This is a genomic window from Proteus vulgaris (assembly GCF_016647575.1).
Taxonomy (GTDB): domain Bacteria; phylum Pseudomonadota; class Gammaproteobacteria; order Enterobacterales; family Enterobacteriaceae; genus Proteus; species Proteus mirabilis_B.
The window spans coordinates 2,270,621-2,294,433 of the sequence record NZ_CP032663.1 but is presented as its reverse complement, the minus strand read 5'-3'; the positions used below and the strand labels follow the sequence as shown (position 1 = coordinate 2,294,433).

The 23,813-nt window shown below is 38.8% G+C and carries 21 protein-coding genes; 13 read left to right on the top strand and 8 right to left on the bottom strand.

Annotated features, from left to right (window positions below):
- Window positions 1-232 precede the first annotated feature (232 nt).
- From D7029_RS10675 to D7029_RS10665, 3 genes are all read left to right on the top strand, one after another.
- Complete coding sequence (locus D7029_RS10675) at window positions 233-1,462, top strand: sugar transporter (RefSeq protein ID WP_194950654.1); 1,230 nt, start codon at window positions 233-235, stop codon at window positions 1,460-1,462.
- A gap of 133 nt (window positions 1,463-1,595) precedes the next feature.
- Window positions 1,596-1,928 (top strand): SMR family transporter, encoded by a 333-nt coding sequence (locus tag D7029_RS10670; protein ID WP_194950653.1) that lies wholly within the window; start codon window positions 1,596-1,598, stop codon window positions 1,926-1,928.
- Between the two features lie 33 nt (window positions 1,929-1,961).
- On the top strand, window positions 1,962-2,270 hold the full coding sequence (locus D7029_RS10665) for a DUF333 domain-containing protein (RefSeq protein WP_098942547.1): 309 nt from the start codon (window positions 1,962-1,964) through the stop codon (window positions 2,268-2,270).
- A gap of 84 nt (window positions 2,271-2,354) precedes the next feature.
- Here D7029_RS10665 and dsbB read toward each other — a convergent pair whose 3' ends face one another.
- Together dsbB and nhaB are read right to left on the bottom strand one after the other, a co-directional pair.
- Window positions 2,355-2,879, bottom strand: a complete 525-nt coding sequence (gene dsbB / locus D7029_RS10660; RefSeq protein ID WP_088495347.1) for a disulfide bond formation protein DsbB — start codon at window positions 2,877-2,879, stop codon at window positions 2,355-2,357.
- A 178-nt stretch (window positions 2,880-3,057) separates the two neighbouring features.
- Window positions 3,058-4,602 carry a sodium/proton antiporter NhaB gene (gene nhaB / locus D7029_RS10655; RefSeq protein WP_194950652.1) on the bottom strand — a complete coding sequence of 515 codons (1,545 nt, stop codon included), beginning with the start codon at window positions 4,600-4,602 and terminating at the stop codon, window positions 3,058-3,060.
- Between the two features lie 233 nt (window positions 4,603-4,835).
- Here nhaB and fadR point away from each other — a divergent pair, with 233 nt between their 5' ends.
- The 5 genes from fadR to D7029_RS10630 all read left to right on the top strand — a co-directional run bounded on the left by fadR (window position 4,836) and on the right by D7029_RS10630 (window position 11,663).
- Window positions 4,836-5,555 carry a fatty acid metabolism transcriptional regulator FadR gene (gene fadR, locus D7029_RS10650; RefSeq protein ID WP_109393930.1) on the top strand — a complete coding sequence of 240 codons (720 nt, stop codon included), beginning with the start codon at window positions 4,836-4,838 and terminating at the stop codon, window positions 5,553-5,555.
- Window positions 5,556-6,032: 477 nt separating this feature from the next.
- On the top strand, window positions 6,033-7,337 hold the full coding sequence (locus tag D7029_RS10645) for a D-amino acid dehydrogenase (protein WP_194950651.1): 1,305 nt from the start codon (window positions 6,033-6,035) through the stop codon (window positions 7,335-7,337).
- Window positions 7,338-7,350: 13 nt separating this feature from the next.
- On the top strand, window positions 7,351-8,463 hold the full coding sequence (alr, locus tag D7029_RS10640) for an alanine racemase (RefSeq protein WP_194950650.1): 1,113 nt from the start codon (window positions 7,351-7,353) through the stop codon (window positions 8,461-8,463).
- Window positions 8,464-8,512: 49 nt separating this feature from the next.
- Window positions 8,513-10,816 carry a carbamoyltransferase HypF gene (hypF, locus tag D7029_RS10635; RefSeq protein WP_194950649.1) on the top strand — a complete coding sequence of 768 codons (2,304 nt, stop codon included), beginning with the start codon at window positions 8,513-8,515 and terminating at the stop codon, window positions 10,814-10,816.
- A 94-nt stretch (window positions 10,817-10,910) separates the two neighbouring features.
- The gene (locus tag D7029_RS10630) at window positions 10,911-11,663 is read left to right on the top strand and encodes a MipA/OmpV family protein (RefSeq protein ID WP_194950648.1); all 753 of its coding nucleotides are present in this window, start codon (window positions 10,911-10,913) and stop codon (window positions 11,661-11,663) included.
- Window positions 11,664-11,762: 99 nt separating this feature from the next.
- Here the strand turns inward: D7029_RS10630 and D7029_RS10625 are convergent, their stop codons facing one another.
- Together D7029_RS10625 and gapA are read right to left on the bottom strand one after the other, a co-directional pair.
- On the bottom strand, window positions 11,763-12,647 hold the full coding sequence (locus D7029_RS10625) for a D-hexose-6-phosphate mutarotase (protein WP_088495354.1): 885 nt from the start codon (window positions 12,645-12,647) through the stop codon (window positions 11,763-11,765).
- Between the two features lie 114 nt (window positions 12,648-12,761).
- A complete protein-coding gene (gene gapA / locus D7029_RS10620) occupies window positions 12,762-13,757 on the bottom strand; it encodes a glyceraldehyde-3-phosphate dehydrogenase (RefSeq protein WP_023581959.1) in 996 nt (331 codons plus the stop codon).
- Window positions 13,758-14,100: 343 nt separating this feature from the next.
- On the opposite strand from gapA, the gene msrB reads away from it, so the two are divergent.
- Both msrB and D7029_RS10610 read left to right on the top strand, forming a co-directional pair.
- Window positions 14,101-14,538 carry a peptide-methionine (R)-S-oxide reductase MsrB gene (msrB, locus tag D7029_RS10615; protein WP_109393925.1) on the top strand — a complete coding sequence of 146 codons (438 nt, stop codon included), beginning with the start codon at window positions 14,101-14,103 and terminating at the stop codon, window positions 14,536-14,538.
- 81 nt (window positions 14,539-14,619) lie between these two features.
- On the top strand, window positions 14,620-14,901 hold the full coding sequence (locus tag D7029_RS10610; protein ID WP_036912841.1) for a YeaC family protein: 282 nt from the start codon (window positions 14,620-14,622) through the stop codon (window positions 14,899-14,901).
- A gap of 107 nt (window positions 14,902-15,008) precedes the next feature.
- Here the strand turns inward: D7029_RS10610 and pncA are convergent, their stop codons facing one another.
- The 3 genes from pncA to sppA all read right to left on the bottom strand — a co-directional run bounded on the left by pncA (window position 15,009) and on the right by sppA (window position 18,799).
- Entirely contained in the window at window positions 15,009-15,653 is a 645-nt protein-coding gene (gene pncA, locus D7029_RS10605) for a bifunctional nicotinamidase/pyrazinamidase (protein ID WP_194950647.1), read from the bottom strand.
- 22 nt (window positions 15,654-15,675) lie between these two features.
- Window positions 15,676-16,698: an asparaginase gene (gene ansA, locus D7029_RS10600; protein ID WP_088495357.1), complete on the bottom strand. Its 1,023-nt coding sequence runs from the start codon at window positions 16,696-16,698 to the stop codon at window positions 15,676-15,678.
- Window positions 16,699-16,942: 244 nt separating this feature from the next.
- Complete coding sequence (sppA, locus tag D7029_RS10595; protein WP_194950646.1) at window positions 16,943-18,799, bottom strand: signal peptide peptidase SppA; 1,857 nt, start codon at window positions 18,797-18,799, stop codon at window positions 16,943-16,945.
- A gap of 544 nt (window positions 18,800-19,343) precedes the next feature.
- On the opposite strand from sppA, the gene D7029_RS10590 reads away from it, so the two are divergent.
- From D7029_RS10590 to D7029_RS10580, 3 genes are read left to right on the top strand one after another with little or no spacing between them, the layout of a single operon-like run.
- Window positions 19,344-19,895, top strand: coding sequence for an NAD(P)H nitroreductase (locus D7029_RS10590; RefSeq protein WP_023581966.1), 552 nt, complete (start codon window positions 19,344-19,346; stop codon window positions 19,893-19,895).
- Between the two features lie 15 nt (window positions 19,896-19,910).
- Window positions 19,911-20,954, top strand: coding sequence for a selenide, water dikinase SelD (gene selD, locus D7029_RS10585; RefSeq protein WP_088495360.1), 1,044 nt, complete (start codon window positions 19,911-19,913; stop codon window positions 20,952-20,954).
- A 4-nt stretch (window positions 20,955-20,958) separates the two neighbouring features.
- Window positions 20,959-22,920 (top strand): DNA topoisomerase III, encoded by a 1,962-nt coding sequence (locus tag D7029_RS10580; RefSeq protein ID WP_194950645.1) that lies wholly within the window; start codon window positions 20,959-20,961, stop codon window positions 22,918-22,920.
- A 68-nt stretch (window positions 22,921-22,988) separates the two neighbouring features.
- On the opposite strand, the gene xthA is transcribed toward D7029_RS10580, so the two are convergent.
- On the bottom strand, window positions 22,989-23,795 hold the full coding sequence (xthA, locus tag D7029_RS10575) for an exodeoxyribonuclease III (RefSeq protein WP_088495362.1): 807 nt from the start codon (window positions 23,793-23,795) through the stop codon (window positions 22,989-22,991).
- Window positions 23,796-23,813: the final 18 nt, after the last annotated feature.

Sequence of the window (23,813 nt, the reverse complement as noted above, 5' to 3'; positions counted from 1 at the left end):
GCGATATGAATATGCTAAAATTGATAGCTGATTCGCTTTAGCAATGAAGTTTAGTGATAATTTGGTTTATTTTTTGTTTCTAACGAAATGCATTTTTATCTTTATGCCATTTTTTTACTTTCAACCTAATAAATCTATTTTTAGCACAAGTGAGAAAAGCAAATCAGACAAAAGCTTCTATAAAAAAGCATGGCATATATATCAATATAATTTAAGAAAACATCAATTAATTATGAATATCGCAGCATCAAACGTAAATGAAGTTAGCCGTCAAACTGCATGGATCAGAGTAATAATATTATCATTCGCGGCTTTCGTTTTTAATACAACAGAATTTGTTCCTGTTGCACTGTTAAGTGATATTTCTGAAAGCTTCGGTATGATCCCTGCTCAAACAGGTTTAATGATCACAATATATGCTTGGGTTGTGGCTTTAATGTCTTTGCCTTTAATGATAATGACAAGCAAAGTTGAGCGACGTAAGTTACTTATTATTTTATTTATTATCTTTATTTTAAGTCATATTTTATCTGGCGTAGCATGGGATTTTAAATCACTGATAGCTGGTCGTATTGGCGTTGCTTTCTCTCATGCAGTGTTTTGGTCGATTACCGCATCACTGGCTATTAGAGTGGCACCTCCTGGTAAACGAGCTCAGGCATTAGGATTATTAGCAACAGGAACTGCATTAGCTACGGTTCTTGGCTTACCTATTGGGCGTGTCGTTGGACAATGGTTAGGATGGCGTGCAACCTTTATGGGAATTGGTGTTTTAGCTTTAATTACCATGTTTGCATTAATGCGTTATTTACCTTTATTACCGAGTGAGCATTCGGGATCATTAAAAAGTGTGCCTGTGTTATTAAAACGTGGCCCATTAATGGGGATTTTTCTGTTAACCGTCATCGCTGTTACTGCACATTTTACTGCTTATAGTTATATAGAGCCTTTTGTTATTGATATTGCAAAATTAGATCAAAACTTTGCTACGTTAGTTTTACTTATTTTTGGTGGTGCTGGCATTATTGGTAGTGTGTTATTTAGTCGTTACAGTGCCAGGATGCCAACATCATTTTTATTCTTTGCACTAATTTTACTTACTGCTTGCTTAAGTTTATTAATGATAAGTAGCCAAAATTTAACGACATTCATTGTGTTGATTATATTTTGGGGAATTGGCTTTATGTGTATCGGCCTTGGTATGCAAGTTAAAGTGATTGATTTAGCTCCCGATGCAACAGATATTGCGATGTCTATTTACTCCGGTATTTTTAATATCGGTATTGGCGCAGGAGCATTGATTGGTAATCAAGTTATCTTACATGCTGGCATGACAAACCTTGGCTATGCAGGAACAATATTAAGTGTTATCGCAGTTATTTGGTGTGGTTTTATCTTTAATCGCTATCGTGTTTCGATGGGTGGAGAGCCGCGTCAAAAGAATCAACTTCATCAACACTAAATAAGTATTTCCACGATATAAAGGCATCTATTCAATATGAAAGATGCCTTTTTTATTTGTTGTGGTGAATATCCTTAATCTCGCTTGTGATAGAATTCACAAAATTGACTTTGTATAGGATTAAGGCGAAAAAATGAATGGATTAACTTACCTAATGTTGGCAATTATATCGGAAGTGATTGCGACAACAATGCTAAAAGCTTCTGATGGTTTTAGCCGATTGTATCCATCTATTGTGGTCGTCATTGGTTACTGTTTTTCTTTTTGGGCACTTTCTCAAGTGGTAAGAGTTATGCCATTAGGTATTGCTTATGCAATATGGAGTGGATTAGGGATAGTTTTGGTTTCTGTTGCGGCTGTATTTCTCTATCAACAAAAACTTGATTTACCTGCCATTATTGGTATGGCTTTAATTATTGCTGGTGTTTTAGTTATAAATCTACTTTCAAAAAGTGCTTCACACTAATAGGAATAACTGGAAGAAATTAGGGTGTCTTTGATGCAAAAGAAATTTAAAACAGCTTGTTATCTATTTATGTTAACTAGCTTTGCTTTTATTGCAGGATGCAGTAATTCAGCGCAGACACAATATTCATCTACACAAGTGGTTAGTAAAAGTCGAACAATACCGACAACCAGTCTTGATATACCCTTAGATGAATCAGCCAAGGCAACCTGTGTCTTTTCAGGTGGTGTGCCTTCTTTAAACTATGAATTACATGGTGGTCAGACACCAGTGTGCCAATTTGCTAATGGCAAGCGTTGTAGTGAACAAGCTTTAATTGAAGGGGCTTGTATTCCAGGTTAAAGCTTATTGTTGGTTGAAAATTTAATCACCAATTTTTTATTATAAAAATAGCCCTTAGTTTATCGCTAAGGGCTATTTTCTTTTTTATTCTTTTGTTTTAAAAGAACTTGTTATTTGGCTCATTAATACTAATAAACCTACAACAAAATAAGCAGAGAAAATAATAAGCATCCATTGTGGCATTTCTAAAGTTAAAAATTGCCATTGGCTGACAGAGCAATCACCCGTTGCTTGGAATACAGCCGGGAACCAATCTTGCAGAGCAAACCAAGAGGGTAAAGTGACAAAAAAGTCACAGGTTGCAAAAGGGGATGGATTCAGAATAAGTTGTGTATGTTCCCAAGAGAGTTCTATTCCTCGGTATGCGGAATAAATCCATAAGAAACCACCCGCCATACGCATAAGCGCCATTTTAGGTGCGGTAGCCCCAATCAATGCAGCAACTAATATACCCAATACTGCGATGCGTTGATAAACACACATTACACAAGGCATTAATTCCATTCCGTACTGAAAATACAATGCAGCACCTTCAAGACCTATTGCTGTTAATGCAAGCAATAGCCATGAAAAACGGCTTTGTGACCAGTGACGAAGAGAAGTCAGCATAATAATATCCATTTAAATATTAAATAAAATAAGTGTATATTCTGCCCAAAAATTAAGCGCAAAAAAAGTTAAAACCCGTTATTTCACAAATATTTACATTCAAGCTTCTTTTAAAGAAGAAAATAGGACTTTTATCAAATAAAAGTCCTATTAATGTGGTGTAACTGTGGATCTATTGTTATGGAATAGCAACTAAACCAATTTCATAGAACCAATGTGTTGCAGGAACAAGCCAAAATTCAACAGCCAGTAAACCAAGTAATGTCATTACAATCGTGTATGGCAGAGCCATTATCACCATACGACCATACGATAAACGAATGAGTGGTGATAGTGCCGATGTTAATAAGAACAGGAATGCAGCTTGACCATTTGGAGTGGCAACAGAAGGTAAGTTTGTACCTGTATTAATAGCAACACCAATATGCTCATATTGTGATTGGCTAATTAATCCATCTTGCAATGCAGTTAAAGCTTCACTGATATAAACCGTACCCACAAACACGTTATCTGAAATAGCAGATAGTAGACCATTAAAGAGGTAAAAAAGAGACAGTTGTGAGGATTCTGAAGCTTGAAGAACAAACTGAATAATAGGGCCAAATAATTGCTGGTCAATAATAACAGCAACAATAGAGAAGAATACGGTCAATAATGCAGTGAAAGGTAAGGCTTCTTCAAATGCTTTACCAAGAGCATGTTCTTCTGTGATCCCACAAAATGCAGTGGCAAGAATAATAACAGATAACCCGATAATACCAACTTCTGCTAAATGGAGCGCTAAAGCAACAATCAACCAAATACCAATTAATGCTTGGATCATCAGTTGAGCTTTTTCTTGAGAAGTACGTTTTTCACTGTTTTTCTTGTCGTATTCAGTGAGAACTTTACGAACTAAATCAGGTAATTCGGCACCATAACCAAAGAGCTTAAAGCGTTCTACAAAGTAGCACACTGCAAGGCCCGCGAAGAAAACAGGAATAGTGACCGGTGACATCCTGATAAAGAAAGTCACAAAATCCCATTCTAAATGTTTTGCAATAATCAGGTTTTGTGGTTCACCCACCATGGTCATTACGCCACCTAACGCAGTGCCGACACCAGCATGCATCATTAAGCTACGTAAAAAGGCACGGAATTGTTCTAAAGTTTGTTTTTTTTCTGCGGTATCAATAAATCCATCATTACTTAATTCTGCACCTGATTGATTAGAGGCAAAATTATGATAAATAGAGTAGAAACCGAGAGAGACACTGATTACAACTGCGATTACGGTTAAAGCATCTAAAAAGGCAGATAAAAATGCACTTGCGAAGCAAAAGGCAATAGATAACATTCGTTTAGAACGAATGGATAACAGCAGTTTAGTAAATGCAAACAGTAATAATTGCTTCATAAAATAGATACCTGCAACCATAAAGACAAGAAGTAAAATCACTTCAAGGTTGTTGGCAATTTCATGACCAATCTGTTTTGGGCTAGTCATACCAATGATGACGGCCTCAATAGCAAGTAATCCTCCGGGTTGTAACGGGTAACACTTTAGCGCCATAGCCAGCGTAAAAATAAATTCTACAACTAATAGCCAGCCGGCGACAAAAGGGTCAACAAAGAAAAAAATCAGTGGGTTGATAATTAAAAAAGTAAGAATAGCAAGCTTATACCAATCTGGGGAATTCCCCATAAAGTTCTTTAGTAGTGCTTGTCTTATACTCATATCCATTAGGTTTCTCATCCTCCAAATAGAGATTTTAAGCGCAATGATGCGCAATTTAACCATAGTACGCGCTAATCGCTGTGAAATTAAGCGCCTTAGTAATAATAAATTGATAAAACTACATCAAGTTTTATGATGCCATTCACTATTTAATGATGGTTGAGCTATATCAAAATTACGCATTCTGATATTATCTTTTCCATTATTAGCAGAAAAATCGCTTCGGAAGAAATAAAAATATGGTTATTAAGGCTCAAAGCCCCGCAGGTTTTGCGGAAGAGTATATTGTTGAAAGCATCTGGAATAATCGTTTTCCTCCTGGATCTATTCTTCCAGCGGAACGTGAGCTCTCTGAATTAATCGGTGTCACAAGAACCACATTAAGAGAAGTGTTACAACGTCTAGCTCGTGATGGTTGGCTGACTATTCAACACGGAAAGCCAACGAAGGTAAACAATTTCTGGGAAACATCTGGCCTTAATATCCTTGAAACAGTTGCTCGTCTTGATCATGATCGAGTACCACAGTTAATAGATAATTTATTGGCGGTTAGAACCAATATCTCAGCTATTTTTATACGTACCGCATTTAGAAATAGTCCTGAAAAATGTATTGAAGTTTTAAACCATGAGCTTACCACTGAAAATAGTGCTGATGAGTTTAGTGAACTGGATTACAACATTTTCCGTGGATTGGCGTTTGCGTCAGGTAATCCAATTTATGGTCTTATCTTAAACGGCTTAAAAGGGCTTTATACACGCGTAGGCCGTTATTATTTCTCAAATATCCAAGCCAAAGAACTCGCGTTAGCATTCTATAAAAAACTGGCTACATTATGTGAGCAAAAAGATGTCGAGCATGTCATGGAATGCGTCCGCCAATATGGTAAAGACAGTGGTATTATCTGGCAAAGTTTACAGTCACCACTACCTAGTGATCTAGAAGAAGTAAAACGCTAATTACGTTTACTGCTTTATCACAATAGAAAAAAACCAGTATTCATATAATTTGTGATACTGGTTTTTTTATACTTTTAAAAAGCTAGAAAGTGTCATTTTTTAGGCAATGCTTTAAATTGGTTATTTTTAGTAAAAAGAGCAACCAAAGTGAGTTAATTAAAGAATTATCATCTTAATTGGTGTATATTTTTGGATTTTAATAAAACATCAATTTTCTTTTCTTACGCCTTAAACTCTCTTCAATTTTAAATAATTTACTAATCAATATTATTATAATTTATGGTTAAAATTATATCTTGTTGATTTTATGCGTTAATTTAATAATTATTTTTGAAAATCACTTGTTGAATAGCAATCAAATGTGACTCAACTCTAAAATTTGCTTTTTTATTAGTCTAGATGATTATTCTATATTGGCTTTTTGTGTATGGAATATTATTCTTATGTTATATCAATGTGAATTATTGGAGTCTTGCCATGAAAGTGATCATCTTAGGTGGCGGCGTTATTGGTGTAACAAGTGCGTGGTATCTTGTACAACAAGGCCATGAAGTCATTGTTGTTGATAGACAAAACAGTGCAGCAGAAGAGACTAGCGCTGGTAATGCAGGTCAAATATCTCCGGGATATGCAACGCCTTGGGGAGCGCCAGGTATTCCATTAAAAGCCGTTAAATGGATGTTCCAAAAGCATGCACCCTTAGCGATTAAACCTGATGGCTCACTTTTCCAGTTACGTTGGATGTGGCAAATGTTACGTAATTGTGATGCTTCACATTACACCATGAATAAAAGCCGTATGGTGCGTATTGCTGAATATAGCCGTGATTGCATTCGTCAGTTGCGCCAAGATACCGGTATTGAATATGAAGGGCGTCAAGGTGGAACGCTGCAACTTTTTCGCGATCAAAAGCAATTTGATAATGCAGCCAATGATATTGCTGTCTTAAAGCAAGAGGGCGTTGCTTATGAATTGTTAACTGCGGAACAATTAAAATTAGCAGAGCCAGCGCTTGAGCATGTTAGCCACAAATTAACGGGTGGCTTACGTTTACCGAATGATGAAACGGGTGATTGCCAAACTTTTACGAAAAAACTCGCTAAAATGGCTGAAGATGCGGGTGTTACGTTCCTATTTAACAAAGAAATCAAACATTTGTTATTTGATGGTGATAAAGTAGCGGGCGTTCAATGCCATGATGGATTATTAACAGCCGATCACTATGTTGTTGCCATGGGCTCTTACTCAACAGAGTTTTTGAAAAGCAAAGTCGCTATTCCGGTTTATCCTCTTAAAGGTTATTCACTTACGATGCCGATTATTGATGCTTCAAGAGCACCAATGTCCACGATTTTAGATGAAACCTATAAAATTGCGGTAACGCGTTTTGATGAGCGAATTCGTGTCGGAGGAATGGCAGAAGTTGTTGGTTTTAATCTGGATATTTTAAAATCACGCTGTGAAACATTAAAAATGGTTGTACAAGATCTCTATCAAGGTGGTGGTGATATTGAGAAAGCCACATTTTGGACGGGTTTAAGACCTATGACACCTGATGGTACACCTATTGTAGGGCCTACGGCTTATCGCAATTTATCATTAAATACAGGGCATGGCACATTAGGTTGGACAATGGCTTGTGGCTCTGGGCAACTATTAGCTGATTTAATTTCAGGAAATAAACCTGCTATTGCTGCCGATGATTTATCTGTGTTTCGCTATATCGATGGTTTTAATACTAAATTGCTCTTACCGGGGCAGAAACTTGATGCAGCTTATTAATTGAGGAAGATCCATGTCCAGACCCACAAAAGTAACCATTAACCTCGATGCATTAAGCCATAATCTGTCTGTTATTAAAGAGAGAGTCAAAGGCAGTAAAGTGTGGTCTGTTGTGAAAGCAGATGCTTATGGACATGGATTATCCTGTGTTTGGCCAGCATTAAGTCATACTGATGGCTTTGCATTAATTGAGTTAGACAAAGCTGTTATGTTAAGAGAGCAGGGATGGGTAGGGCCTATCCTTTTGCTGGAAGGTTTTTTTAAGCCAGATGATGTTTATTTATTAGAACGTTATTCCCTAACGACAGCGATTCATTCTGATTGGCAATTTGACGCTATAGAAAATGCAAAACTAGAAAGGCCCATTAACATCTATCTTAAGCTTAATAGTGGAATGAATCGTCTGGGCTACCGACCAGACGCTTATAAGCAAGCAATTGCTCGTGCAAAAAGTATCAAAAATATTGGTTCTATTATTCAAATGTCGCATTTTGCTAATGCAGATACGGGACTGAATATGGATGCACAAAAAAATACCATTAATCAAGCTATGGTAAACGAATTACCTCGATGTTTGGCAAATTCAGCCGCAACATTGTTTGAGCCTGAAACTTATCAAGATTGGGTGCGTCCGGGCATTATTTTATATGGTGTTTCGCCTTCAGGTGTTTGGCAAGATATTGCCGATTTCGATTTACAACCCGTAATGACATTTAATAGCGAGATATTAGCTATTCAACAAGTCAAAAAAGGCGAGCAAATAGGCTATGGTAGCCGATATACTGCTGAGCGTGATATGCAGATCGGTGTTGTTGCTTGTGGTTATGCTGATGGCTATCCAAGACATGCGCCAGACGGTACGCCAGTGATTGTTAATGGGCATAAAACACAGTTGGTCGGGCGTATTTCTATGGATATGCTAACCGTTGATGTCACGGATTTTCCCGATGTAAGTTACGGTAGTCCGGTTGAATTATGGGGAGAGCAACTCCCTGTTGATGATGTAGCAACAGCATGTGGCACTATTGGTTATGAATTACTGTGTGCAATTGCACCAAGAGTGACTGTTGAAGTAATGATAAATCTACCTAATTCCACTTTTTCTGATCTAAATGAAAGTTGTTGATAATCACTAAACTAGAATAAGCTTAAATTTATTTTGATTTGGTGATCCTATGAGTAACGGCATTGCATTGCGTGTGAAAGGAAAGGTTCAAGGCGTTGGGTTTCGCCCATTTGTTTGGCAACTAGCTCATCGTTTTGGTTTATTAGGGCAAGTAAGCAATGATAGTTTAGGTGTATTGGTGCATTTAACCCCTTCACCTAAAAATGCGCTCTTTATCGAAGCATTAAAAGCAGAATGTCCACCACTAGCACGCATTGAACGAATAGAAGAATCACCCTATCAATGGGAACAGCTACCCACAGACTTTATTATTGTAAAAAGTGGTGGTGGCGAAATGGATACACAAGTTGTTCCTGATGCAACAACTTGCCAAGCTTGTGTTAATGAATTATTTGATCCGCAAAATCGTCGTTATCATTATCCTTTTATCAACTGCACACATTGCGGTCCTCGTTTTACTATCATAAAAAAAATGCCTTATGATAGGCCTTTTACTTCAATGTCTGAGTTTCCATTCTGCCCTGAATGTAAACATGAATATGAAGATCCCGCAGATAGACGGTTTCATGCTCAGCCTAATGCATGTCCTGTCTGTGGGCCTCATATCTGGCTTGCAGATAATCAGGGTAAAGAGTTAGCAATAAAAGAGCTTGCATTAACTCAAGCTTGTGATGCGTTACTTGCTGGAAAGATTGTTGCAGTTAAAGGTATTGGTGGTTTTCATTTAGTATGTGATGCACGCAATAATGAGAGTATTGCATTATTACGAGAACGAAAATACCGACCTGCGAAGCCACTCGCAGTGATGATCACAGGAATTGATCTAATTAAAGCAGATAAGCAAGATCCAGATTTTCTTCCAACGGCTATCCAAACCTTGCAAAGCACCGCAGCCCCGATTGTGTTAGTTCCTAAAACGGTTGTAGCTGAATTATCTGAGCTTATTGCGCCGGGATTAACGGAAATTGGCGTTATGTTGCCCGCCAACCCATTGCAACATCTATTAGCGCGTGGCACAAATATTCCACTTGTTATGACATCAGGAAATGCGTCAGGTCATACGCCGGCATTAAGTAACGAAGATGCCTTAATGCAATTGAAAGATATTGCAGATTTATTCTTAATGCACAATAGAAAGATCATACAAAGAGCTGATGACTCACTTGTTCGCATTGAGGGTAAACAGAGTGTGACGATCAGACGCTCTCGTGGCTATGTCCCAGACGCGATTTCATTACCTGACGATTTTGGAGAGCAACCCTCAGTACTTGCTATGGGAGGTGATCTTAAAAATGTATTTTGCTTATTACGTCAACATCAAGCCATTATGGGGCCTCATTTAGGGGATCTTGATGATTTAAGTGTGCGACAGCAGTTGGTTAAATCGTTGGCGCTCTTTCAGCAAATTTATCGTTTTACACCTAAAGCGATTGCGATAGATGCACATCCTAACTACATTAGCCATCAGTTGGGTAAGCAGTTTGCTCAAGAGCAAAATATTCCTGTTATTGAAGTCTCTCATCACCATGCACATATTGTTTCCTGTCTTGCTGAACATGGTCATACACATCAACAAGGTGCTGTCATTGGTATTGCGCTTGATGGATTAGGCTTTGGACAAGATGGCACGTTATGGGGCGGGGAGTGTCTGCTGGTGGACTATCAAAAATCAGAGCGGATTGGTGGACTTCCGGCTGTTGCAATGCCCGGTGGTAATCTTGCCTCGATTCAACCTTGGCGAAACTGGTTCGCACATTTAGCTACTTTTTCTGAAGATTGGCAAGGTAGTGTTATCGCCCAAATGGTGCCTAGCAATGATTTGCAGATATTAAGTAAGGCCGTAGAGCGTGGCTTAAATTCACCTAAAGCCTCTTCTTGTGGGCGTTTTTTTGATGCAGTTTCAGCATCATTGGGATTAGCGCCTAAAGAGATAAGTTGGGAAGGTGAAGCGGCTTGCTATCTACAAACAGCCGCATTAGCGTGCCATCAAGAAAAACAGGCAGAAATCATTAAGCAATATGGGCATTTAATGCCGGTAAAAAACAGTGTGCTTGATTTGTCGGTTTTTTGGTCGCAGTGGGAAAGTGTAGCGCTGAATGTCAGTGAAAAAGCATGGTTATTTCATTATCTATTAGCTGAAGGTTTAGGCGATATTGCATTGCAATATGCAGATAAATATCAGATTGACACCATTGTACTTACGGGGGGTGTATTAAATAATACATTACTCAAACATATGTTTAAGAAAAAATTAAACAATAAAAAAGTACTCGCCCCTATGATGTTACCAGCCGGAGACGGTGGTATTGCATTAGGGCAAGCACTGATTGCTACACATTTAATGCAAAACTAAAATGATTATAGGTAAAATAATACCAGTTTTAGTTATTTGTGACTGAAATAGGTTTTTGGTTGCTACTTTATTAATGACAATATGGAAAATCATCGTGAGTAATAAGAAGATTATCATTTCTTTAGCCGTTATCGCAGGGCTTAGCACACCAGCAGCATTTGCTGGCGAATGGTCAATTGGTGGTTCAGTTTTAGCGCAAGTTACTCCTTATAAAGGGGCTAAATCAAAAGATTATTTATTACCAGTACCACAAGTTAACTACCAGTCAGAAAACTTCTATTTCGCAACGTTAGCTGCGGGATATTACCTGTGGAATACACCTAAAGATCAACTTTCTGTCGATTTGCACTATTATCCTCAGGCTTATAAACCAAGCGACAGTGACGATGAGCAAATGAAAAAACTGAATCGTCGTCGTGACACCATGATGGGTGGCTTTACTTATAAACACCACGAATCATGGGGTAGTTTAAGAGCAATCGTATCGGGTGATCTGCTAGGCAAAAGTAACGGTATTATCGCTGACGCGGCTTATTTATATCCTTTCGAATTCGGTAACTGGTCTTTACAGCCGGGTGCGGGTGTTGTTTGGGAAAACAAAAAGCAAAACCGTTATGCTTATGGAATTACTCATGCAGAATCACAACGCAGTGGTTTAGCAGAATATACGCCAAATGATAGCTGGAGACCTTATGTTGAACTCTCTGCTAACTATAAATTTGCTGAAAAATGGAATTTCTTTGCAATGGGACGTGTTGACCATTTACCAAGTGAAGTGAAAGACAGCCCAATGGTGAATAAATCTGTTACTGCGATTGTGTGGACAGGTGTGACTTACACATTCTAATTAACAAAAATCTGATTAGAATTCAGTGAAATCAGTGATGATAAAAAAGCTTCGATTCAAATTCGAAGCTTTTTTATTGTGTAAGATGCGAGTAATGCTTTATTTTTCAGCAATATTCTTACGAACGCGGACTACCAAAGATAAACGGCCGGGATGAACGTTATCTGGTTTTAATGGCTGGTGGATACGAGCAGTTTCTACACAAGCCATCTTACGATAGCCACCTGCACTCATATCTTTCATTGAGCTTGCAAGCTCTGCACCCGGATTCCAACACACGACATCACTATGATGGTAATGGTGAACTTCAATGGTCCGATCCCAACCATCATCATGAATGAGATTAAAATCGTCAGGCTCTGTATAAAGCCTGTCAGTGCGCCCATCAAAGCGTAATGAGGTTTCATCAGTGTAAACCTCTTTATCTGCCACGGTGTCAATGTAGTGGCCTCCTAGGCCGGTTACAGAGACATTATCGATATCACTCACATTAAAATAAGAGTGAAGGGCAGCTGTTGCTTCATAATCACCGTAAGATTCTAATTCAACCTCACAGGTTGCTCCTAATTTAAAACGAGCAATAACAGTAAAGGGATGAGGCCAATATTTTTGCGTTTGTTGACTCTCTTTTAATGTCATGGTGATGAGAACACCGTCATCTTGTTCTGTATGGGCACTAAATTCCCAAGGAAGAATACGTGCAAATCCATGACTTGGTGTACCAGCTGAAGCAAACCAAGGCCAGCAAATAGGAATACCGCCACGAATGGCAACACCCGGCGTGAAGAGAGAGGCTTCGCTTACCCAAAATACAGGATGCTCTTGTGCGGGCTGCCAAGCGATTAAATGTGCGCCTTGAAGGCTGATAGCTGCGCGTACTTTAGGATGCGAAATAACAAGGATAGGAAGTTCGCCTAATTGCCGACGACTTAAGTAAGGTGATATTTGTTCAATAATCGGCAAAGAAAAAATTTTCTCATTCATTATCTTATGACCTTATGTCACTGACTATTTCAATACAATAAACTGACTGGCTAGAAAATAAAAGAGCCACCGAAAAGGTGGCTCTAAAAGAAATCGTGACTTTCTAAACTCTAATTATTTAGAGATATGAGAAATCAGATCCAGAACTTTGTTTGAATAACCAACTTCGTTATCGTACCAAGCAACTAATTTAACAAAGTTGTCGTTCAGAGCGATACCTGCTTTAGCATCAAATACTGAAGTCAGAACTTCGCCATTGAAGTCAGTTGAAACAACTGCATCTTCAGTGTAACCCAGAACGCCTTTCAGTTCGCCTTCAGCTGCTGCTTTGATAGCGTCACAGATTTGAGCGTAAGTTGCTGGTTTTTCCAGACGTGCAGTCAGGTCAACAACAGAAACGTTAGGAGTAGGAACACGGAAAGACATACCAGTCAGTTTGCCGTTCAGTTCAGGGATAACTTTACCTACAGCTTTAGCAGCACCAGTTGATGATGGGATGATGTTTTGAGAAGCACCACGACCACCACGCCAGTCTTTTGCAGATGGACCATCAACAGTACGTTGAGTTGCAGTTGTTGCGTGAACAGTAGTCATCAGACCTTCAACGATACCGAAGTTGTCGTTGATAACTTTAGCTAAAGGCGCTAAGCAGTTAGTAGTACAAGATGCGTTAGAAACGATATCTTGGCCTGCGTATGATTTATGGTTTACGCCCATTACGAACATTGGAGTGCTGTCTTTTGAAGGACCAGTCAGAACAACTTTTTTCGCGCCAGCTTGGATGTGTTTACGAGCAGTTTCGTCAGTTAAGAACAGACCAGTTGCTTCTGCAACAACGTCAGCACCGACTTCGTTCCATTTCAGATTTGCTGGATCTCTTTCTGAAGTTACGCGGATGGTTTTACCATTAACAACGAGGTGGCCATCTTTTACTTCAACAGTACCGTTGAAACGGCCATGAGTTGAATCGTATTTCAGCATGTATGCCATGTAGTCTGCGTCTAACAGATCGTTAATACCTACGATTTCGATATCTGAACGTTCTTGAGCAGCACGGAAAACGATGCGGCCGATACGACCAAAACCATTAATACCTACTTTGATAGTCATATGTATTCCACCAGCTTTAATTTAGTGAATTAAAAAGTTGCTTCTAAAGTTACCAAAACCGCGCCAATCGTCAAGCGGAATCGTGTCAATAATTGCAAAAAATCAATTAAAAAAACACTTTTCGCTTAAAGATTGGTCGTTTTAGCCAAATGTTACGCTGTGTATTATCGGGATCAACGCCGATAAATGAAGTTACCTTTGCTCCGTTATGTGAAATTCATCACATTTCAAAAACTAAAGATTACTCTTGATGATTTTAGACTATATTTTTCAGATTTGTTGTTAAATCTTTGTTATTATTCACTGTTGTTTTAAAAAGCATTTTTCTGGGCAAGAGGTCGATATGGCAGATAATGAAAAGAAAGTGAATATTTCAAGTAATAACAATCACCTTGATTTATCAACACTCAACGAAATGCAACGTTATGTGACGCAACAGCAAGGTACAGAACCTCCGTTTAGTGGTAAATTATTACACAATCGTCAAACAGGGATTTATCACTGTTTATGTTGTTCTGCTCCTTTGTTTTATTCAGAGACGAAATTTGATGCAGGATGTGGTTGGCCTAGCTTTTATCAACCCGTTAGTGATAATGCAATTCGCTATATTGATGATTTTTCTCACAATATGAAAAGAACTGAAATACGCTGCCAGCAATGTGACGCACATTTAGGTCATGTTTTTAATGATGGTCCTGCCCCAACAGGGGAGCGTTATTGTGTTAATTCAGCATCTCTTTCGTTTACGAATAGTGAAACAGGCGAAAAACAAGTCGGTTAATTCAGTTAAATTAACAAAATAATAACAATGGAAAAAACGATTCAGCCATTTCAAATGATTATTTAGCTTATGGAGCAATCAATGGAAGTTAATGAACTTATTTCTATGGTAACCCCTGAAATTTATCAACGTATTTCAACCGCAGTTGAACTAGGTAAATGGCCTGATGGCGTTGCATTGACCGATGAGCAAAAAGAACATTGCATGCAGATTGTTTTATTATGGCAGGCGAAAAATAACCATACACCTGAGCATATGACAGTGGGAACTAATGGGCAAATTACCATGAAGAGCAAACAAGAATTAAAAGCTCAGTTTCAATCTGAACGTTTAGCAACACTAACACCAATGGATGATGACTAAAACGTATGTTGAATGGATAGAATAGAAATAAAAAAGGGGCATTTATTAACCGAACTGGTTAAATATAGCCCCTTTTTCATTTTATGAAGATAAAGAAAATAACGAACCTATTGATTGTTACGATTAAGCCAATGTGCTGAATCAATTAATACCGCACCTTTTGCTTGCATCTCTTCTAGTGCTTTTTCGCTATCATCATCTTGAATATTTACACCACGACAACCGTCTGTAATGACAGTCACTTGATAACCTAACTGCAAAGCATCCAGTACCGTATATTTAACGCAGTAATCCGTAGCAATTCCTAAAATATAAAGATGTTTTATATTCAGAGTCTGCAAAAGAGTATGCAAGCCGGTCTGATATTCATGGTCGTTATCAAAAAAAGCACTATAACTATCAATAAGGCGATTTTGCCCTTTGTAAATAATATGATTAATCAGAGCTTGGTTTAATTCAGGGTGAAATGCAGCACCATAAGAATTTTGTACACAATGCACAGGCCACCACACTTGTGGTAATCCATTAAGCGTTCCAATTTCCCCAACAACCGAGCCTGAATTTTCAGCAAAGCTAAGATGATCGGCAGGGTGCCAATCTAAACTAGCAATAATGGGATTTTTAGATTGCTTAAAATCAGAAATAAGTTGGTTGGCTGTTTGTATCACTATATCGCTTTCATTAACAGCTAATGCACCACCAGTACAAAAATCGTTTTGTATATCAACCAATAACAGTGCGGAATTTTTCACCAAATTTACCTTTAGATTAAACTTAGTCGTTATCGTCTAATGTCATTTCACCACGAAGGTTTTGTTGCATTAGTCGGCAGATCTCAGTGTAATTATATTGTTGGCTAAGGAGATAATGCAGTTTAGTTAATGTTGCTTCAAATGTCATATCAAAGCCACTGATCACACCCACTTCCGCTAGTGCTTGACCTGTTGCATAACCTTCCATATTCACTCGACCAGAAATACATTGCGTAAGATTGATAACAACAATACCACGCTCTGTTGCTTCACGCAGGGTTGAAAGTAGAGCAGGATGCGAGGGCGCATTACCAACACCATAAGAGCGTAATATTAAGGCTTTTACAGGTTGCATCAGGATATTTTTAACAACTTCATCTGAAAGACCCGGGTAAATGGTGACAACACCAATCGGCTGAGGCGTAATATTATGCGCAGTAAATTCCCCATTTCCTTTCGGAAATGAATTAATTTTAAATTGTTTAATATTAATACCCGCTTCTAACAGTGGGGCGCTATTGGGTGATGCAAAGGCATTAAAACCATCTGCATGCGCTTTTACTGTGCGGTTTCCACGATATAGCGTGTTATTAAAAAATAGTGCCACTTCATTAATTGGATGATGTGCGGCGAGGTAAAGCGCATTTAATAGGTTTGTTTGCCCATCAGAACGTAAGGCTTCTAAAGGAATTTGAGAGCCAGTAACGATAATCGGTTTGCTAAGATTCTCAAACATAAAAGAGAGTGCTGATGCGGTAAATGCCATGGTATCTGTACCATGAAGAATAACGAACCCATCATAATTGTGATAATTTTCATTAATATCATCAGCAATAGATTGCCAATCTTCAGGTGTGATATTTGAAGAATCAATTAAAGGCAGGTGCTCTTTGATTGTGAAATCGGGCATCTCCTCACGGTGGAATTCTGGCATTTTAGCTAATTGGCGTTGTAAATGTCCTGATACAGGAATATAGCCATGTTCAGAATGTTGCATACCAATAGTACCGCCAGTATAAACAACGTAGATTGATTTCTTTTGCATCAGACAAAGCACTCTTATTAAGCTGTGAGAAATACCTGATTATAGGGAGTTTGCAGAATAAAAAAAGGAAAGGATGCTAAAAAAAGAAAATAGAGACTGACTAATATCTGCTTTAAATCATTGTGTTAAAAATAGCTTAAATATAAACGAACAAAAATCACTCATCAGAATATCATTCTATCAAAAGTCAGAAAAAAGAGAGAAATACACCTGCTCAGTGTGAACAGGTGTATCAGTGGAAAGATTATTGAATATCACCACAAGATAAACAATACGCATAGCGATTTAGCGGATCGTTCATATTGCGATAAAACTCTGTCTGTGTTTTAACTTCTTTTAAAACAGGCGCAGGAATATAAGCTTGTAACGGATCAGGAAGAAGTGCTTTTGCGTTAGACGACAAGCTCATTATGATCTGCTCTGACAGGCTTAGCTCTGGTTTCATCCAATCAATAACAGGTTGGTCAATTTTTGCCATTTTAGCAACGGCATCAATAGCATCATCAAAATCACCAAACTCATCGACTAAACCCACATTCTTTGCATCTATTCCTACCCACACTCGACCTTGAGCAATACGATCAATTTGAGCAGGTGTTTTTTTACGAGATTCTGCCACTAAATTAAGAAACGTTTTATAACCACTTTCGATATTGAGCTGTAAAAGCTCTGCAAATTCTTCAGGTAGTTTATTTGTGACAGATAATCCGGCTAATGGCGAAGTTGTGACGCCATCGGTATAAACACCAATAGACTCTAAGCTGTTTTCGAAAGTATTAATAACGCCAAAAATACCAATCGAGCCTGTTAATGTTGATGGGCTAGCAATAATCTTACTTGCAGGGGTTGAGATCCAATATCCACCTGATGCAGCTAAACCCCCCATTGAAACAACCACATATTTTTTCTGTTGCTTAAAGGCGGCAACTTCACTTCGTATTTGTTCTGACGCAGAAACACTACCACCAGGACTATTTACACGTAATACAAGTGCCTTAATATTTGGATCTAAACGTGCTTGACGAATTTGATTTGCAATAGTTGAACCGCCCGCAGAGCCGGGGATACTTTCACCATCAATAATCGCGCCTTGAACAACGACTACGGCAATATTACCTTCATCACTGGCAGGTAAAGATGAGGTTAGCGTATCGGCATAATCATAAATGCTGATATTGTTAAATTGCTTGTTCTCTTTGTCCCATTGGAAGGTTTCTGTCATATCAGCTTCAAATTGAGCGTATGAGCTTACAGAATCCACTAATTTACGATTTAGCGCATACGTTGCGTTATCCCCATCTGCGTTGCGTAGTTGTGCAATCATCTCTTTTGCACCCGGGAAAACATCTTCAGTGGTAATGCTACGGTTTTCTGCAACTTGGGTTAAATATGTAGACCATAGTGCATTAACTAAACGTAATGAAGCTTCTCGAGATTCCGCAGACATGTCATTACGCATTAATGGCTCAACCGCAGATTTATACGTTCCGACGCGGAAAATATGAGTGCTGACTTTTAAGTTTTCTAACAGTGTTTTGTAATAGAGATTTTGAAAGCCATAACCATAAACACCCACAGCACCTTGAGGAGTGAGATAAATTTTATCTGCATAAGAGGCGAGGTAATATTGTGGTTGGCTGTAATAGCCACTCACTGCAAAAATAGGTTTACCTGTCTTTTTAAACTCATTAAGTGCTTTACCAATATAATTTAACGAAGGCTGATCTGCGCCTGCAAATTCATCAAGTTTGAGCACCATACCTTTAATTTTCGGATCTTGAGAGGCAAGGCGTAGCGTATCGACAACTTCAAATAATGAATTTTCTTGAAGCTGGCTACTTGAAACACCTAAAAGCTCACGTCCAACTTCGCCTAAAGGATTTTGTGTAGCAGTTTGGTCAACAATCACACCTTTAAGATCAACAAGAAGGGCACCTTCATAATCCACTGGTTTTTGTGCTTCTTTGCTAATTAAGAAAATACCAATGACCATAAAGAGAAGGAAAAAGAAAATAACGTTTAAGATTAATTTCCTGATAAAGTTAATGGCTTGCCAACTAAATTTTAATATTGCGCCGATTAACTCCATAATTTTATTCATATTATCTCCACATCATGTAAAGCTAAATTTTAATCCTAAACAGTCATGCTAGAATTATTGGTAAGCAGGCTACATCCACATAATCTCATACTATTAAAACAAAAAATGTTGTTAGCAATAGAGAGAATAGCAATAACAATGAAGGAATATTCTAATATAGCTCTTATTGAATGTCTGTTATTGATTTTTAGGAAGCCACTAATGATAACTTTTGCTTAAGGTGTTATTAAGTAAACATTTATCTTACGTGAAAATAGCTAAATAATTTCACACAAAAAGGCATAAAAGTAATATAGGAATTCGTCGAATTAAAAAGAAAAGTAAGATCAAAATAAGCTTAAATTAACTTAGTAAGCTAAGATTAATCATTTTGTGAACAATAAATTACGATTAAATAACCACACAGCTGATTTTTAGAAAAATTCCCGCCTAAATCTGTGGATGGTGGTAATATAACAGTTTGTTATACTGCGAATTGATAAGAACTGTCCATCCCCATAAGAATGGGATCTTGCTAAAATAAAATGCTGACAGGAGAATAAAAATGGATGCATTAACACTGCTTTTGAACCGCCGTTCAGCTTCCCGACTGACTACTCCAGCCCCTGATAGTGAAGCCCTCAATACTATTTTACAAGCCGGCATGCGCGCGCCTGATCATGGTGCACTTAAACCTTGGCACTTTGTTGTGATGCAAAATGAAGGTATTGAGCGTTTTAGCCAATTACTGCATAAAGCGGCGGTGGTGGGTAATTTAGGGCCAGAAGTTGAAGAAAAAGCAAAAAATGCACCTTTTCGTGCCCCATTGATCATCACTGTTATTGCGAAAGTGAAAGATCATCCAAAGGTTCCTGAATGGGAGCAAGTTGTCGCTGCTGGTTGTAGTGTTCAAGCAATGCAAATGGCGGCTGTTGCTCAAGGATTTGGGGGGATTTGGCGTTCAGGCTCTTGGACTCACGATGCAGTGGTAAGAGAAGGACTTGGCTGTGGTGAACATGACCAGATTATTGGTTTTCTTTATTTAGGCACGCCAGCCCTGAAAGCGCCAATGACGGTTTCTCCTGCTGACTTAACTGATTTTGTGACTTATTTTTAAAAAGGATGGCATGTTATGTCTGAAGCAATTCGTTTAACACAATACAGTCATGGTGCAGGTTGTGGCTGTAAAATCTCACCAAAAGTTTTAGAAACCATTTTACATAGCGAACAAGCTAAATTTCATGATCCTCATTTACTCGTCGGTAATGAAACCAAAGATGATGCCGCTGTTTATGATTTAGGAAATGGTACAGGTATTATCAGCACTACTGATTTCTTTATGCCAATTGTTGATAACCCTTATGATTTTGGGCGTATCGCTGCGACAAATGCAATCAGTGATATCTTTGCAATGGGTGGAAAACCTATTATGGCGATTGCTATTTTAGGCTGGCCTATTAATAAATTAGCACCTGAAATCGCGCGTGAAGTGATTGAAGGTGGTCGAGCCGCTTGCCAAGAAGCAGGAATTTCGCTGGCTGGTGGTCACTCAATCGATGCGCCAGAGCCTATTTTTGGTCTTGCTGTTACAGGTGTCGTACCTGTGAGCAAAGTGAAGAAAAACAGTGAAGCTAAAGCAGGGTGCCAGCTCTTTTTAACGAAGCCTTTGGGGATCGGTGTATTAACAACAGCTGAGAAGAAAGGTCTGTTAAAACCAGAGCACCAAGGTTTAGCGACAGAAATTATGTGTCGTATGAATAAAGCGGGTTCTGATTTTTCTGATATCGAAGGCGTCACTGCAATGACTGACGTTACAGGATTCGGTTTATTAGGGCATTTAAGCGAGATCTGTGACGGCTCTGGTGTACAAGCTACGATTCATTTCTCACAAGTACCAAGATTACCAGAAGTAGAGTCTTATATTGAACAAGGCTGTGTTCCGGGTGGTACAGGTCGTAACTTTGAAAGTTATGGTCATTTAATTGGTGAGATCACTGAAATGCAACGTAAATTACTTTGTGATCCGCAAACATCAGGTGGCTTATTATTAGCCGTATTGCCTGAAGCCGTTGAACAAGTGAAAGAAGTTGCTTCACGTTTTGATATCGAATTAACGTCTATTGGCGAGCTAACTGCACCAGTAGCTGGAAAAGCGTTGATTGAAGTGACTAACTAACGTAATGAGATTATTTATTGCAGAAAAACCCAGCCTTGCTCGCGCTATTGCTGATGTATTGCCAAAGCCTCATAAAAGGGGCGATGGCTTTATTCTTTGTGGTGATAACCAGTATGTGACGTGGTGTGTTGGTCACTTACTTGAACAAGCTGAGCCGGATGCATACGACCCGCGGTACGCCCGCTGGTCGTTAGATGATTTGCCTATTATTCCTGAAAAATGGCAACTCAAGCCCCGAGCTGATGTTAAAAAACAGCTAGAAACCATCAAAACACTACTTAAGCAAGCAAAAGAAGTGATCCACGCGGGAGACCCCGATCGTGAAGGTCAGCTTTTAGTTGATGAAGTGCTTAACTATTTAAATATCAGCGAAGATCAAAGGAAACAGGCGCGTCGTTGCTTAATTAATGACTTAAACCCAGCGGCAGTGACGCGTGCTATTGATAAACTACGTTATAACCATGAGTTTGTACCATTGTGTGTATCTGCTTTGGCACGAGCAAGAGCAGACTGGCTTTATGGTATTAATATGACTCGAGCCTATACGCTTTTAGGTCAACGCAATGGTTATCAAGGTGTATTGTCCGTGGGGCGAGTACAAACACCCGTATTAGGCTTAGTGGTTCGTCGTGATGAAGAAATTGAAAATTTTGTGCCTAAAGATTTCTTTGAAGTTAAAGCTCATGTTGTAACACCTGCTGATGAACGCTTTACTGCGATTTGGCAGCCAAGCGAGCACTGTGAACCTTGGCAAGATGAAGAAGGGCGATTATTAAATCGTAAGCTTGCAGAGCATGTTGTTGAGCGAATTAAAGACAAACCTGCCAATGTAACGGATTATCAAGATAAGCAAGAATCTGAAATAGCACCGCTTCCTTTTTCGCTTTCCGCGTTACAAATTGAAGCGGCAAAACGCTTTGGTTTAAGCGCACAGCAAGTCTTAGATACATGCCAACGACTCTATGAAACGCATAAACTAATCACTTATCCGCGTTCTGACAGTCGTTATTTACCTGATGAACATTTTGCGGGTCGTCATGCTGTTATTAATGCGATTAGCACACATGATGCAAGCCTATTACCGCAAGATACCTTAGATATTGATAAAAAGAATCGTTGCTGGGATGACAAAAAAGTTGATGCTCACCATGCGATTATTCCAACGGCAAAAACGGGTAATATCTCATTAAGTGAAAATGAGAAGAATATTTATTATCTTGTGGCTCGCCAATATCTAATGCAATTTATGCCTGATGCTGTTTATCGTAAATGCGTTATTGAACTTGATATTGAGAATGGTAAGTTTATCGCTAAAGCACGTTTTTTGGCGCAAGCAGGATGGCGAGTATTATTAGGTGCGAAAGAGCAGGATGCTGAAAATGATGGTTCTGCATTGCCAGTAGTGGCTAAAGGTGATGAGTTGCTGTGTGAAAAAGGGGAGATTGTTGAAAAACAAACGCAGCCTCCAAGACCTTTTACGGATGCAACATTGCTTTCTGCGATGACAGGAATTGCACGCTTTGTTCAAGATAAAGAACTTAAGAAAATCCTAAGAGCGACGGATGGATTAGGTACGGAAGCGACAAGAGCGGGAATTATTGAGCTGTTATTTAAGCGTGGTTTTTTGCAAAAGAAAGGGCGAGCCATTAACTCAACCCCAGCAGGTAGAGCATTAATTCATGTATTGCCAGATATGGCAACTTTACCGGACATGACTGCACATTGGGAATCGATACTGACGCAAATTAGTGAGAAGCAATTTAAATATCAAGATTTTATGATGCCATTAAATAACACCTTGATGGAGTTGATTACTCAAGCGAAACGTCGTCCGAATATTCAAGCTTTCAGAAATCTTCCTGCACCCGCGCATAATAAAAAGCGTAAGGCAGCGACTAAAGGAAATAACAAAGCAAGCGCGGCAAAAAATAAAGCGCAGAGTAAAGAAACAACAACGGATAAGTAAGTACAAATAAAAAGCACTTCCTTTGTTATCTCGGGGAAGTGCTTTTATTGAATTAAGGTTTAATTTAATTAGATTTTAAATTCAGCCCAAACGGGTGCGTGATCAGAGGGCTTTTCCATTCCTCGGATCTCGTAATCAATTCCTGTTGAAATACAATTATCCGCTAGGCAGCGACTTGCTAGAAGTAAGTCAATACGTAAGCCTCGGTTATCATCGAATCCTTTAGAACGATAATCAAACCACGAGAATTTATCATCAGCTTCAGGATGTTGCTGGCGGAATGTATCTGTTAATCCCCAACCCATTAATGTTGCCAGCCATTCACGCTCTTCTGGTAAGAAAGAACATTTGCCTGTTTTTAACCAGCGCTTCATATTATTTTCGCCAATACCGATATCTTTATCTGTTGGGCTAATATTTAAATCACCCATAATAAGTACTGGAGAGGTTGGTTTTAAGCTGGTGGTTAGGTAATTTTGCAGATCAGCATAGAACTTTTCTTTTGCTGGGAATTTAGTCTCATGATCACGGCTTTCACCTTGAGGAAAATAACCGTTCATGACTGTTAATAAACCCGCTGGTGTTTCGATATCAGCCATGATCATTCGGCGCTGAGCATCGTCATCATCACCCGGAAAGCCTTTACGCACTGCAACTGGCTTTTCTTTTGTGAGTAAAGCAACGCCATAATGCCCTTTTTGACCATGATAGAAAACGTGATAACCCAAAGCACCCACCGTATCTAATGGAAACATATCATCATGAACTTTCGTTTCTTGAAGTCCAATAACATCCGGCTGATGTTTTTCTATGATAGCTTCAAGCTGGTGAGGGCGAGCACGTAAACCATTAATGTTGAAAGAGACAAATTTCATGTGACTGTAACCATTTAT